The organism is Roseateles sp. P5_B10, assembly GCF_056400485.1.
This window is the reverse complement of sequence record NZ_JBFULE010000096.1, coordinates 1-12,725: the sequence shown is the minus strand read 5'-3', so window position 1 is coordinate 12,725 and position 12,725 is coordinate 1. Positions and strand designations below refer to the sequence as shown.

Here is a 12,725-nt window from a genome sequence, read left to right as displayed (position 1 = left end):
GGACGCGGCCACGTCGGACACGTAGACGAGGGTGTAGGCGAAGTTCATGTGGGTCTCCTGAAGTGCAATGCCCGCATGCTGCGCCGGGTTGGCTGTCAGCGCGTGTCAGGAGCGGCTGAGAAAATCCGCCGCAATGCAAGCCTTCCTCATCGCCACCGGCCTGGTGGCCCTCGCCGAGATCGGCGACAAGACGCAGCTGCTCGCCTTCATGCTTGCGGCCCGCTTCAGGCGGCCGGTGCCCATCGTGCTCGGCATCTTCGTTGCGACCGTCTTCAACCACGCCGCTGCGGGCGCGTTAGGCAGCTGGCTGACAGGCCTGATCAGCCCGATGGCGCTGCGCTGGATCCTCGGCCTGTCCTTCCTGGCGATGGCGGGCTGGATGCTGATCCCCGACAAGCTCGACGACGACGACACGCCCAAGCCGGGCCATGGCGTCTTCGTGACGACGGTCGTCGCCTTCTTCCTGGCCGAGATGGGCGACAAGACGCAGATCGCCACCGTGGCGCTGGCGGCGCGCTTCCCGGCCGACTTCATCGGCGTCGTCGCCGGCACGACGGCCGGCATGATGATCGCCAACGTGCCGGCGGTGCTGGTGGGGGATAAGTTGGCGCAGAAGCTGCCGGTCAAGGTGGTGCACACGGTGGCCGCCGTCATCTTTGCGAGCCTGGGCATCGCAACGCTGGCCGGCCTGGGCGAAAGCCTGGGTTTTTGAGGGGTGGTGAAGCCCGGCCGGTGGCCTAGCATGCCGGCGACTCAACACCACCTCGGGGAGAGGCCATGACCTTCCAGGAATCCGTCCAGACCTGCTTCAGCAAATACGTCGACTTCTCGGGCCGCGCCAGCCGCTCGGAGTACTGGTGGTTCGCACTGTTCGTCTTCGGCGCGAGCTTCGTGCTGGGCATGTTCAGCCAATGGCTCAACATCATCTTCCTGCTGGGCACGCTGCTGCCTCAGCTGGCCGCCGCCACGCGCCGCCTGCACGACACCGGCCGCAGCGGCTGGTGGCAGCTGATCGGCTTGATCCCCCTCATCGGTTTCATCGTGCTGATCGTCTTCCTGGCCCAGGAAAGCGGTGAGGCGACCGAATCAACCGCCTGAGCGGGCGGCGTCGATGAAGGCGCGCAGCTTGGGCGCCAACGCTGCGCGCCGCGGAAAGTAGAGGAAGAGGCCGGGCTCCTCGAAGGCCGACTCGGGCAGCAGTTGCTGCAGACGGCCGCTGAGCAGTTCCGCGTGCACCAGCGGCTCGAAGATGTAGGCGATGCCGACGCCGGCCAGGGCCAGGTCGCGCGCGAAGCTGGCGTCCGTGATGACGGCACTGCCCGTCGTGCGCACGGCCACCGTCTCACCGGCCTCGCGCAGCTCCCAGTCGTAGAGGCTGCCGGCGGCCAGCAGACGAAAGCCAATGCAGTTGTGCGCCGCCAGCTCGGCTACGCGGGCCGGCGCGCCGCGGCGGGCGAGGTAGTCCGGCGAGGCGACGAGGATGGCCTTGAACGGCGGCGTCAGGCGCACGCTGACCATGTCCTGCTGCACCTGCTCGCCCAGGCGGATGCCGGCGTCGAAGCCGCCGGCGACGACATCCACGAGGGCGTCGTTGTCGTGCACCTCCACCGTCAGCTTGGGGTGGGCCACCGCCAGCTTCGCGAGCAGCGGCGGCAGCACCATTTGCGAAGCCACGCGCGAGGAATTCAGCTTCAGCACGCCGCCAACCTCGCCGCGGGCGGCGCCCAGATGTTCGACGGCCGCGCCGATGTCCTCCAACGCCGGCCCCACGCTGGCGAGAAACCGCACGCCCGCCTCGGTCAACGCCACGCTGCGCGTCGTGCGCGCGAACAGCGGCTCGCCGAGGGCGTCCTCCACCACACGCACCGCATGGCTGACGGCCGAGGCGCTCATCCCCAGTGCCTGGGCAGCCGCCGCAAAGCCGCGCTTGTCGGCCACGGCAACGACGATGGGCAGATGGGCCAGCAGTTCGCGGTTCATTCATGAACCATATCGCATGACCCATGCGATTCAAGCACCTTTATCCGATCACATCGTTTCGAGACACTGAATCCCGTCGCAACCCACCACCCCACGGAGCCCACCATGACTGCAACCACCAACATCCGCCCCACCTGGTTCATCACCGGCGCCTCGTCCGGCTTTGGCCTGTCCTTCGCGAAGTACGCCCTGGCTCAGGGCTACAACGTCGTCGCCACGGCCCGCCAGCCGGCGCGCCTGGCCGCGCTGGCCGACAGCGCACCCGACCGCGTCCTCGTGCTGCCGCTGGACGTGACCGCTGCTGGCGACGCCGAGCGCGCCACGGCTGCCGCCCTGGCGCACTTCGGCCGCATCGACGTGCTGATCAACAACGCCGGCTACGGCATCGTCGGCGCCGTCGAGGAGACACCCGACGCCGAGCTGCGCGCGCAGATGGAAACCAACTTCTTCGGCGCTGTCGCCGTCACTCGCGCCATGCTGCCGGCCATGCGCGAGCAGCGCCGCGGCGCCATCGTCAACCTGTCCAGCATGGGCGGCCAGATGTCCTTTGGCGGCTTCGGCGCCTACTCGGCCTCCAAGTTCGCGCTGGAAGGCCTGTCCGAAGCCCTGGCCCAGGAGGTCGCGCCCTTCGGCATCAAGGTGCTCATCGTCGAACCCGGTGCCTYCCGCACCGGCTTTGCGGGCGCCGACGTGCTGCGCCAGATGCCCGTGCTGGCGGCCTACGACGAGATCGTCGGCGGCACGCGCAGCTTTGCGAAGGGCATGGATGGGACGCAAGCCGGCGACCCGGACAAGGCAGCGGCGGCGATCGACGCGGCGCTGAAGGCCGAGGTCACGCCGTTGCGGCTGCAGCTGGGTGCGGATGCGATCGACGCGGTGCGGGCGCACAGCGAGCAGCTGCTGAAGGATCTGGCGGCGTGGGAAGTGGTTGGGCGGGCGACGGCGGTGGATGAACAGAGCGTGTGAGCGTTCCTGCATGGCGACGTCTACCCGCTAGCCATGCATCGCACCGGAAAGTTCCGCGCTTTAACGCCTCAGGGTCAACCAAGCGGCGCGAAGCGCGAACAGGCCAAGAAGCGCAAAAAAAGCTGACGGCAGCATTGGGCTCAGGCTCTCAGCGATCGCACGCAAACCGAAGGAGCGAAGCGGCCTTGTACCCATTGCAGCTTCCCACGCCAGACAAAAATTCCCAATGGCAACCACCAGCAGAAAGCCACCGAATAGCCGTGAGCTCGGTCGGCGCGCAGGATTCAACCGACTTTCCGTTTGTTCCCGAAGCAACAGCGTCAGATAAAGCAGGAAGCCAAAGAACGCAAAGGCGACAGCGGCAATCTTGTAATCAGGCCGCTCCGGCAGAAACAGGGCCATGCCAATGAGCAGCAAGCCGCCAGCGACAAGAAGCGCCTGGAGGATGAAGCGGATATATCGCATAGGAGTGCTCGACTCGTTGCTGCGATCAATCCSCCAACACCTGCCGCACCGCCTTGTCCCACTCTGCCAGCCGCCCACTCGCCTCATCACGCGACATGCGCGGCTCGAAGGCGCGGTCGAGTTGCCAGATGGCGCCAATCTGTTCGGTGGACTTGTAAAGGCCGGTCCCCAGCCCGGCCAACAGCGCAGCGCCCAGGGCCGTCGTCTCGATGACCTTGGGGCGCAGCACCGGGATGCCGAGCAGGTCAGCCTGGAACTGCATCAGCAGATCGTTGGCGCTGGCGCCGCCGTCCACGCGCAGCTCGGTGAGCCGCTCACTCACCCCCACGTCGGCATTCATCGCCGTCAGCACCGCCGCGCTCTGGAAGGCGATGCTCTCCAGCGCCGCGCGGGCGATGTGGGCCTGGGTCGTGCCGCGCGTGAGACCGAGCAGCGCACCGCGCGCATCGGGCCGCCAGTAGGGTGCGCCCAGGCCCGCAAAGGCCGGCACGAACATGACGCCACCGGCATCGGGCACGCTGCTCGCAAGCGCCTGCACCTCACCACTGCCGCCAATCGCCCGCAAGCCGTCGCGCAGCCACTGCACGACGGCGCCGCCGACAAAGACGCTGCCTTCGAGCGCATACTGCGCGGTGGCGTCCACCTGGGCGGCGCGCGTCGTGATGAGGCCTTGCGTGGACGTGCGCGCTTGGTGGCCGGTGTGCATCAGCAGGAAGCAGCCGGTGCCATAGGTGTTCTTGGCCTGGCCGGGCTGCAGCGCGGCCTGGCCGAACAGGGCCGCCTGCTGGTCACCCGCAATGCCAGCGATGGGCACGCCGAACTCGGTGGCCTGGCCGAACACGCCGGCCGAGGGCTTCACCTCGGGCAGCAAGCTGCGCGGAATGTCGAAGGCGGCCAGTAGCTCGTCACTCCAGTCGCCACGATGGATGTCGTAGATCAGCGTGCGCGAGGCATTGCTGGCGTCCGTCGCGTGCACCTTGCCGTCGGTCAACTTCCAAAGCAGCCAGCTGTCGATGGTGCCAAAGGCCAGCTCGCCGCGAGCGGCGCGCTCGCGGGCGCCGGGCACGTGGTCCAGCAGCCAGCGCAGCTTGGTGGCCGAGAAATACGGGTCGAGCACCAGGCCGGTCAGCTCGCGCACGCGCGGCTCCAGGCCCTGCTGCTTCAAGTTCTCACAGAAGGCCGCCGTGCGCCGGTCCTGCCAGACCAGGGCCTTGTGCAGGGGCTTGCCGGTCTTGCGGTCCCACAGCACAACCGTCTCGCGCTGGTTGGTGATGCCGATGGCGGCCACCTTCACGCCCGCCTTGGCCACGGCCTCGCGGGCGCATTCGACCTGATGAGTCCAGATCTCCTCGGCGTCATGCTCCACCCAACCCGGCTGGGGGAAATGCTGGGGCAGCTCGCGCTGGGCCGAGGCGAGCAAGCGGCCGTCGCGGCCAAAAACTAGAGCGCGCGAACTAGAGGTTCCCTGGTCCAACGCAAGCAAGGCGTCCATCACCATCCCTTAGAGTGAGTGCATGGTGGACGATTTTGACGTGGTGGTGGTGGGAGGCGGCATCAACGGCACGGGACTGGCCCGCGACCTGGCCGGGCGCGGCTGGCGGGTGCTGCTGGCCGAGCGCGATGACCTGACCTCGCACACGTCTTCGGCGTCCACCAAGCTCGTGCACGGCGGGCTGCGCTATCTGGAGACCTATGAGTTCTCGCTGGTGCGCAAGGCGTTGCAGGAGCGCGAGGTGCTGCTCAGGAGCGCGCCTCATCTGATCCAGCCGTTGCGCTTCGTGCTGCCGCATGCGCCGCATCTGCGCCCGGCCTGGATGATCCGCATCGGCCTCTTCCTCTACGACCACCTGGCCCGCCGCGAGCTGCTGCCGGGCTCGCACGGCCTGCGGCTGGCGGGCAGCGTCTATGGCGCGCCGCTCAAGCCGGAATTCACGCGCGGCTTTGTCTATTCCGACGGCTGGGTGGACGACGCCCGTCTCGTCGTGCTGAACGCCCAGGACGCGCAAGCCCGCGGCGCCGAAGTGCTGACGCGCTGCGCCGTGACCCGGGCCGTGCGCGGCGCAGACGGCTGGCAGGTCACGCTGCAAAACGGCCGCCAGTTCCGATCACGTGCCCTGGTCAATGCAGCCGGCCCCTGGGCCGAGCGCTTCCTGCGCGACCACACCCAGGGCGCCCGCGGCCAGCCGCTGCCGGCGCGCGGCCTGCGCCTCGTCAAGGGCAGCCACATCGTCGTCGACCAGCGCTTCACCCACGACCACGCCTACATCTTCCAGAACGCCGACGGCCGCATCATCTTTGCGATCCCCTACCAGGAGCGCTTCACGCTGATCGGCACGACAGACGTCGAGCTGCCCGAGCATGAGGATCCGCCGTCGCGCGCCACCATCGCCGAAGACGAGATCGCCTATCTCTGCGAGCAGGCCAGCCGCTATCTGGCCCAGCCGGTGAAGCCCGCCGATGTGCTGTGGACCTATGCCGGGGTGCGCCCGCTACTGGACGAAGGCGGCTCGGCTTCGGCCGTCACGCGCGACTATCTGCTGGAGGCCAATGCGGACGGTGGCGCGCCGCTGCTCAATGTCTGGGGCGGCAAGCTGACGACCTATCGCAAGCTGGCCGAGGACGGCGCGACCCAGCTCGGCGAATTGCTGGGCGATGCGCGCAAGCCCTGGACGGCCGGCACCACGCTGCCCGGTGGCGACCTCGGCGCGCATGGCGTGAACATCGACGCCTTTGCCGCCGAGCTGCAGGCGGCCTACCCAGCTCGACCCGGCGTGCGCCGCATCGCCCGCGCCTACGGCAGCAAAGCTCGCGAGCTGCTCGCCGCCCCGACGGGCACCGAGATCGCGCCGGGCTTGTTCGAGTCCGAACTGCGCCATCTGGTGGAGAGCGAATGGGCCACCAGCGCCGAAGACGTGCTGTGGCGGCGCAGCAAGCTCGGCCTTCACTACACCGCCGAACAGCGCGAGGCCGTGGCGGCCTGGTTCAAAACGCGAACTTGAAGCCGACAGTCTTCAGCCGGGCGCGAGCGCCTGCGAACTGCCGGCCATAGGACGCATCGACAAACACGCGATCGGCCAGCAGCGCCACACGCAACGCCGCATTGGCCCAGGGCCGGCCACGGTCGTCGCCGAAGACCTCGGCCATGGGCTGCCAGCGCCCACCCTCGCCGAAGCCGCCATGCTCGACGGCCAGGGCCCAGGTGGTGCTGCGCCGGCGCAGCATCTCGTCGCGCTGGTGGCCCAGGTTGGCATGCAGGGACAGCTCGCGCGTCAGCGGCACGCTGCCAACCAAAATCAGCCCCGCGCTGCTGCGCCGCCACACGGTTTCGACATGGCGATGCGAGAGGCTCCACGCCAGCGTGAGCTGGGCGTCGCCATCGGCCCAGGCGGCGCTGGCCAGCAGGGTCTTGCCGTTCAGCGCCAGCTCGCGCGGCCGGATGATGTTGAGCGCGACCTCGGTACCCCAGCCGATGCCGCAGCCGAGTTGCAGGCTGGTCTGGCGCTGGCCGTCTTCGCCCAAACGCCAGTCACCATGGGCACCTTCGATCTCGCAGGCCTGCGGGTCCATGACGGCGGCGTCTTCGGCCTGCAGCGGCCGACCGGCCTGGGCCGTGCAGGCGCCCAGGGCGAGGCTGAGGACGAAGGCGGGGCGCATGGGGGAAAGAGCCTAGCGCCCCGGTGTGACGAAGGCATGGGTGATGATGCCGGCCATGCTGTTTGGTTTGTTGTTCGCCCTCGCTGCCGGGCTGATGTGGGGGCTGGTGTTCGTCGCGCCCGTGATGTTGCCGGGCTATGCGCCCGCCTTGCTGACGGTGGGCCGTTACCTGGCCTTCGGCCTGATCGCCGTGCCACTGGCCCTGGCCCTGGACCGGCGCGCGCTGCGCGAGTTGCGGCCGGGTGACTGGTGGGAGGCGGCCAAGCTCAGCCTGATCGGCAACTTCCTGTACTACCTCTGCCTGTCCGCCGCCATCCAGCGCGCCGGCGCGCCGCTGCCAACCATGATCATCGGCACGCTGCCGGTCGTCATCGCCATCTGCGCCAACCATCGCAACCGCGTGCGTGACGGCCATCTGCCGTGGGCGAAGCTGGCGCCGTCGCTGCTGCTGATCGCCGCGGGCCTGGCCTGCGTCAATCGCGACGAGCTGGCGGTGCTGCAAGCCGAGGCCGGCGACCCGCGCCGCTATGCCGAGGGCGCGCTGCTGGCCATCGCCGCGGTGGCCTGCTGGACCTGGTATCCGATCCGCAATGCCGACTGGCTGCGCGCGCACAGTGATCGCAGCCCCAGGGCTTGGGCGACGGCGCAGGGCCTCGTCACCTTGCCGATGGCGCTGGTGGGCCTGCTGCTGCTGGCGCTCGCGTACCTGATGGCGCCGGGCAAGCTGATTCCCGCGGACTACGCTTTTCCGCTCGGCGACAGGCCGCTCGCGTACGTGGGTCTGATGGCGGCCATCGGCCTGTGCTCATCCTGGTTGGGCACGCTGTGCTGGAACGAGGCCAGCCAGCGGCTGCCGACCTCGCTGTCGGGCCAGCTCATCGTCTTCGAGACCTTGGCCGCGCTGGCCTACGCGTTTGCGTGGAAGCAGCGCATGCCGCCGCCAGCGACCCTGGCCGGCGTGGCCTTGCTGATCGCCGGCGTCGTCTGGGCTCTGCGCATCAAGCCGGTGAAGCACGCGGCCTGATCGGGCCGCCACGGCGCAAGTCTCAGGCCGCGAAGACCTCGAACACGCGCTGGCCATCGAAGCCATCGGCCTCGCCGCGCTTCATGTGGCCGCGGGCGTTGCTGACGACGCGCGTCTCGCCGATGCGGTAATCGTGGCGGCAGTGAAGGTGACCGTGCACCCAGAGCTGCGCGCCAGGCAGCAACTCCTCATCGTTGTTGCAGAAGCTGGCCGTGCCGGGCTGGCGGCCATAGCGCGGGTCGGCGCTCTTCAGGCTGGGTGCGAAGTGGGTGATGGCCACCGTGGCGTCCCAGTCACCCGTGCGCGCGAGTTCGCCGGCCAGCCAGGCGCGACTCTCCAGCGCCAGTTCGCGCACCGCCTCGACGCCGAAGACCTCGCCATGGCGCGTGGCCTGCATGACGTTCTGGAAGTAGCCACCGGCGCGCATCGCACGATCACGGCCGCCAGGGCCGAAGGCGTCGAAGTCGCACCAGCGCGTGCAGCCAATAAAGCGCACGCGCCGGCCCTGGGCGTCGGTCATGACGATGGATTCGTCGTCCAGCATCTGCAGGCCGACGGCCTTGACGTGAGCGCGCAGGGCCTCACGCGCCTCGTCCACGTCACGGCGGTCGTACTCGTGGTTGCCGGGCACGAACAGCACCGGCACCGGCCAGCCGCGGAACAGCTCGAAGCTGCGCCACGTGGTGTCGATGTCACCGGCGAGGATCAGCAGTTCGGCGCCCGGCGCGGGGATGGGCTGGTAGGACTCCGTTTCGAGGTGGAGATCCGAGAGGAGCTGCAGTTTCAAGTCAGTTGAGGACAGAGCTTGGCGCAAGCGCCTGCGGTCTGTCCCGCAAAGTCATCAGTTGCTGCCATGACAGACCTTGTATTTCCTACCGGAACCGCAAGGGCAGGGATCGTTTCTGCCAACCTTGGGCGTGTCGCGCTTGATGGTGTCGACACGGTAGCGTTCGGCCTCGGTCAGATCGGCGAGGTCGGCCACCGTGACAACCAGTTCCTCGATCGCATCGTCCAGATCCTTCAACGGATGCTCGCGGTTGAGTGTTGCGACGACCTCCTTCTCCTCGGCCGTCTCGGCCGGCAGATGGCGGTACAGACGCGCGAGCGCGGCGGACACCGCGTCGTCGGGCATGTCGGCCAACTCGGGGAAGCACAGCGCCGCATGCTGGAAGCCGGCGACCCAGGGCATCAGCGCGCGCGACAAGGGGCCGAGGGCGTCGTAGCTGGCGCGGGCCGAGCGCTCTTCCTCGCTGGCGTCTTCCGGCAGCGGGTCGGGTTCCTGTTCCTCATCGACCTCCAGGATGACGGGATCGAACCAGCCATCTTCGGCCAGGCCGCGGTTCAGGGCGGCATGGCGACGCTCGACGAGCTGGGTCAGCTTGTCCAGCCAGCCGGCATCCACCGTCTCGGGCAGCAGGCCGCCGTCGTAGTCAAAGATATTGGGCAGCCACTCGTCGGCCTCGATGAGGCGGGGCTGCACGATGACGCCACACAGATAGCCATCGAGCATGGAGGCGTCCAGCGGCTGCAGCGGCTCGGGCGTGGCGGCGAGGAGTTCGTCGAGTTCGGCGAACTCGGCGTCGGTGAGGTCTTGGGTGCTCATGGGCGCGGATTGTCGGGGTTTGCCCCCTTCGGGCAAGCCGCCGCGCCGAAAACGTTCAACTCCCTAGAACCGAAATCTATGCCATCGATGTCAACGATCAGCCACATTGGTAAAAACCCAAATGACATCGATAACATTTGCCATCAAAGTCCGGTCCATCGAAAGTGGCGACGGCCGCGCTGGCTTTCGGGATCGGAATCGCTGAATAAGTCACCGCGATGCGGCGCGCCCTGGTTTGGTATGGGCTGCAAGGCGCAAAGCGCAGTCATAGCTTGGCTATGGCGAGCATTTGCAACGCCGCAGACCGCCCAAAGCAGGGATGCGCCGCACGCGAGGGACTTGTTCAGCGATTCCACAACAACAACCATCGGAGACCACCCATGCTGAGCCCCCATGCCGCGCCGCGCGCCGGCGTCCGCCTCGTTCGCACCGCCTTCCGTCCCCAGCTGATCGCGCTGGCCGCCGCCGCCCTGTGTGGCGCCGCGTTCGCGCAAGACGCCGCCAAGCCTGCGGAAAAACCTGCCGCACAGTCCCCCGAATTGAAGGAGCTCGACGCCGTCGTCGTCACCGGCACGGCGCGCCGCGAGGGCGTGCGCAAGCTCGAAGCCGGCTTCTCGATCACGACCGCCACTGAAGAGCAGATCAAGCAGGCCGCGCCCACCAGCACGGCCGACATCCTGAAGACCGTGCCCGGCGTCTTCGTCGAAACCTCGGGCGGCCAGGCCGGCGCCAACATCCGCGTGCGCGGCTTCCCGACACCCGGCGACGGCCCCTACTCGACCTTCCAGCTCAACGGCGCGCCGCTCTACCACCTGCCCACGCTGAGCTTCTTCGAGCACTCGCAGCTGTTCCGCCTGGACGACACCATCGACCGCATGGAAGTGCTGCGCGGCGGCCCCAGCCCCATCTTCGGCAGCGGCCAGCCCGGCGTGACGGTCAACTTCATCCAGAAGGACGGCCGCAACCCCGAGGCCAGCCTGCGCGTGACGACCGGCACCGGCAGCTTGAAGCGCGTCGACGGCGTCTATGCCGGCAAGCTGAGCGACCAATGGAATGTCATGGTCGGCGGCTTCTGGCGCCAGAGCCAGGGGGTGCGCGACACGCAGTTCCCGGCCGACGAAGGCGGGCAGGCCAGCGTCGTGCTGAGCCGCAAGCTCGAAGGTGGCAGCCTGCAGCTCTATGCCCGCGCGCTGCGTGACCGCAATGCCTTCTTCACGGCCATTCCGGTCGTCGGCAGCACCGACGGCAAGAGCGCGTCCAGCTACCCCGGTTTCGATGCGCTGAAGGACTACTTCTACGGCAACGAGCTGCGCAACATCGTGCTGGAAACCGGCCGCGCGACGGGCCGCACCCTGCCCAACGGCAAGCCCGAGATCCAGCGCAGCACCGTCACCAAGGACCTGGCCGACGGCCGCGGCGCCGATGTGCAGACCTATGGCGCCAACCTCGACACCAAGCTGGGCGACTGGACGCTGACCAACAAGCTCAGCCACACCACCGGCGACACGCCAACCTATGCGTTGTTCTCCGGCGCGATTCCGCAGACGCTGTCGAGCTACATCACCTCGCAGGTCACCGCAGCCAATGGCGATGCGGCCGTCGTCGCAGCGGCCGGCCGCGCCGCCACCACCGGCACCGCCACCTTCACCAACGGCGGCGGCACGGTCGCCGGCAGCACGCCCGTCATCGTCAACGGCATGTGGGCCGTCGACAAGGCGCTGCGCTCGACCAGCAACGAGACCCGCCTGTCGCGCGAGATCGCGCCGGGCAACAACCTGACCGTCGGCCTGTATCTGGCCGGCTACAGCTCTCACGACGTGTGGACGCTGGGCCAGGCCCAGCTGATGACGGTGCAGTCGCACGCCCGCCTCATCGACGTGGCCCTGGACAACGGCGTCAAGGCCTCGCGCAACGGCTATGTCACGCCGCCGTTCTCCTTCAACCTCGACGCGAACTACAGCGGCAACACCCACGCCTTCTTCGTCGCCGACGAGTGGCAGCTGAGCAAGGAACTGCGCATCGACCTCGGCGCCCGCCGCGAGACCCAGCGCATCACCGGCACGATCGCCAACGTCAGCAGCGGCGACCTCGATGCCGACCCGACGACGATCTACAACAACAACCTGTCGTACTTCAACGGCACCAACACGCTGATCGACAGCAAGCTCAGCCGTTCGTCGTTCACCGGCGGCGCCAACTACGCCTTCAGCCGCGAGTTCAGCGCTTTCGTGCGAGTCAACAAGGGCCACCGCCTGCCCGACTTCGACGTGCTGCGCGGCCGCGGCGCCAACGAGACCAAGGATTCCGTCGAGGACATCACCCAGTACGAGATCGGCCTGAAGACCGCCACCAAGCTCTACAGCGCCTTCCTGACGGCCTACGCGAACAAGCTGACCAACTCCCAGACCCAGCAGTTCACCAACGCCGGCAACGTCGTGCTGCGCCCCAACAGCAAGGCCACGGGCGTCGAGTTCGAGCTGGCCCTGCGGCCTGGCTATGGTTTCGAGATCGCCGCGACCGGCAATTTCCAGGATGCCAAGTACAAGGACTTCCAGCAGTTCACCGGCAACCGCGTGGAGCGCGCGCCCAAGTTCCAGGCTCGCCTGACGCCGAGCTGGCAGACGCAGACCGGCTTCGGCCAGCTGCGCACGTTTGCCACCTTCAGCCACGTCGGCGAGCGCTTTGCGGACCAGACCAACACGCTCAAGCTGCCGGCCTACCGGACTATCGACGCGGGCGCCGTGTTCTCGATGGACAACGGCCTGGAGGTGCGCCTGACCGGCACCAACCTGACCAACAAGGTCGGCCTGACGGAAGGCAACTTCCGCGTGCCGGGCCAGGGCGCGGGCCAGGATGGGGTGTTCCTGGCGCGGCCGTTGTTTGGCCGGGCTTACGAGTTGTCGGTCGGGTTCCAGTTCTAAGAGGTCGTGATGGCTGCCGGGGCGTTTCAGGCCAGACCCGGCCGGGATTTCGTCCCGGCGGCCGACTCACTTTCTTGTGCGAACAAGAAAGTAAGCAAAGAAATCGCCCCTG

General features: G+C 68.0%; 12 protein-coding genes. 6 read left to right on the top strand and 6 right to left on the bottom strand.

Annotated features, from left to right (window positions below):
• Positions 1-133 precede the first annotated feature (133 nt).
• The gene (locus AC1DU6_RS09175; RefSeq protein WP_477856834.1) at positions 134-712 is read left to right on the top strand and encodes a TMEM165/GDT1 family protein; all 579 of its coding nucleotides are present in this window, start codon (positions 134-136) and stop codon (positions 710-712) included.
• Positions 713-777: 65 nt separating this feature from the next.
• A complete protein-coding gene (locus tag AC1DU6_RS09170; RefSeq protein WP_457320852.1) occupies positions 778-1,098 on the top strand; it encodes a DUF805 domain-containing protein in 321 nt (106 codons plus the stop codon).
• Here AC1DU6_RS09170 and AC1DU6_RS09165 read toward each other — a convergent pair.
• Positions 1,087-1,980: a LysR family transcriptional regulator gene (locus AC1DU6_RS09165; protein ID WP_477856833.1), complete on the bottom strand. Its 894-nt coding sequence runs from the start codon at positions 1,978-1,980 to the stop codon at positions 1,087-1,089. The two genes, AC1DU6_RS09170 and AC1DU6_RS09165, sit on opposite strands and share 12 nt — an antisense overlap.
• 105 nt (positions 1,981-2,085) lie before the next feature.
• On the opposite strand from AC1DU6_RS09165, the gene AC1DU6_RS09160 reads away from it, so the two are divergent.
• Positions 2,086-2,946: an oxidoreductase gene (locus AC1DU6_RS09160; RefSeq protein ID WP_477856831.1), complete on the top strand. Its 861-nt coding sequence runs from the start codon at positions 2,086-2,088 to the stop codon at positions 2,944-2,946.
• A gap of 60 nt (positions 2,947-3,006) precedes the next feature.
• Here the strand turns inward: AC1DU6_RS09160 and AC1DU6_RS09155 are convergent, their stop codons facing one another.
• Positions 3,007-3,411 (bottom strand): hypothetical protein, encoded by a 405-nt coding sequence (locus AC1DU6_RS09155; RefSeq protein WP_477856829.1) that lies wholly within the window; start codon positions 3,409-3,411, stop codon positions 3,007-3,009.
• A 25-nt stretch (positions 3,412-3,436) separates the two neighbouring features.
• Positions 3,437-4,903 carry a glycerol kinase GlpK gene (gene glpK, locus AC1DU6_RS09150; protein WP_477856828.1) on the bottom strand — a complete coding sequence of 489 codons (1,467 nt, stop codon included), beginning with the start codon at positions 4,901-4,903 and terminating at the stop codon, positions 3,437-3,439.
• A 22-nt stretch (positions 4,904-4,925) separates the two neighbouring features.
• Between glpK and glpD the strand changes: the two genes are divergently transcribed.
• A complete protein-coding gene (gene glpD, locus AC1DU6_RS09145) occupies positions 4,926-6,410 on the top strand; it encodes a glycerol-3-phosphate dehydrogenase (protein WP_477856826.1) in 1,485 nt (494 codons plus the stop codon).
• Here glpD and AC1DU6_RS09140 read toward each other — a convergent pair.
• On the bottom strand, positions 6,394-7,065 hold the full coding sequence (locus AC1DU6_RS09140; protein ID WP_457320862.1) for a hypothetical protein: 672 nt from the start codon (positions 7,063-7,065) through the stop codon (positions 6,394-6,396). The genes glpD and AC1DU6_RS09140 overlap by 17 nt on opposite strands.
• 55 nt (positions 7,066-7,120) lie before the next feature.
• Here AC1DU6_RS09140 and AC1DU6_RS09135 point away from each other — a divergent pair, with 55 nt between their 5' ends.
• On the top strand, positions 7,121-8,089 hold the full coding sequence (locus tag AC1DU6_RS09135) for a DMT family transporter (protein WP_056201328.1): 969 nt from the start codon (positions 7,121-7,123) through the stop codon (positions 8,087-8,089).
• 22 nt (positions 8,090-8,111) lie between these two features.
• On the opposite strand, the gene AC1DU6_RS09130 is transcribed toward AC1DU6_RS09135, so the two are convergent.
• Complete coding sequence (locus AC1DU6_RS09130; RefSeq protein ID WP_477856825.1) at positions 8,112-8,876, bottom strand: metallophosphoesterase; 765 nt, start codon at positions 8,874-8,876, stop codon at positions 8,112-8,114.
• A 54-nt stretch (positions 8,877-8,930) separates the two neighbouring features.
• Entirely contained in the window at positions 8,931-9,692 is a 762-nt protein-coding gene (locus AC1DU6_RS09125) for a YecA/YgfB family protein (RefSeq protein WP_056200764.1), read from the bottom strand.
• Between the two features lie 380 nt (positions 9,693-10,072).
• Between AC1DU6_RS09125 and AC1DU6_RS09120 the strand changes: the two genes are divergently transcribed.
• Positions 10,073-12,613: a TonB-dependent receptor gene (locus tag AC1DU6_RS09120; protein ID WP_477856823.1), complete on the top strand. Its 2,541-nt coding sequence runs from the start codon at positions 10,073-10,075 to the stop codon at positions 12,611-12,613.
• Positions 12,614-12,725: the final 112 nt, after the last annotated feature.

Excerpts from the sequence above, each read along its gene's own strand:
- AC1DU6_RS09120 (WP_477856823.1), top strand. The coding sequence starts at position 10,073 with ATGCTGAGCCCCCATGCCGCGCCGCGCGCCGGCGTCCGCCTCGTTCGC.
- AC1DU6_RS09135 (WP_056201328.1), top strand. The coding sequence starts at position 7,121 with ATGCTGTTTGGTTTGTTGTTCGCCCTCGCTGCCGGGCTGATGTGGGGG.
- AC1DU6_RS09165 (WP_477856833.1), bottom strand. The coding sequence starts at position 1,980 with ATGAACCGCGAACTGCTGGCCCATCTGCCCATCGTCGTTGCCGTGGCC.
- AC1DU6_RS09140 (WP_457320862.1), bottom strand. The coding sequence starts at position 7,065 with ATGCGCCCCGCCTTCGTCCTCAGCCTCGCCCTGGGCGCCTGCACGGCC.
- AC1DU6_RS09155 (WP_477856829.1), bottom strand. The coding sequence starts at position 3,411 with ATGCGATATATCCGCTTCATCCTCCAGGCGCTTCTTGTCGCTGGCGGC.
- AC1DU6_RS09175 (WP_477856834.1), top strand. The coding sequence starts at position 134 with ATGCAAGCCTTCCTCATCGCCACCGGCCTGGTGGCCCTCGCCGAGATC.
- AC1DU6_RS09170 (WP_457320852.1), top strand. The coding sequence starts at position 778 with ATGACCTTCCAGGAATCCGTCCAGACCTGCTTCAGCAAATACGTCGAC.
- glpD (WP_477856826.1), top strand. The coding sequence starts at position 4,926 with ATGGTGGACGATTTTGACGTGGTGGTGGTGGGAGGCGGCATCAACGGC.
- AC1DU6_RS09125 (WP_056200764.1), bottom strand. The coding sequence starts at position 9,692 with ATGAGCACCCAAGACCTCACCGACGCCGAGTTCGCCGAACTCGACGAA.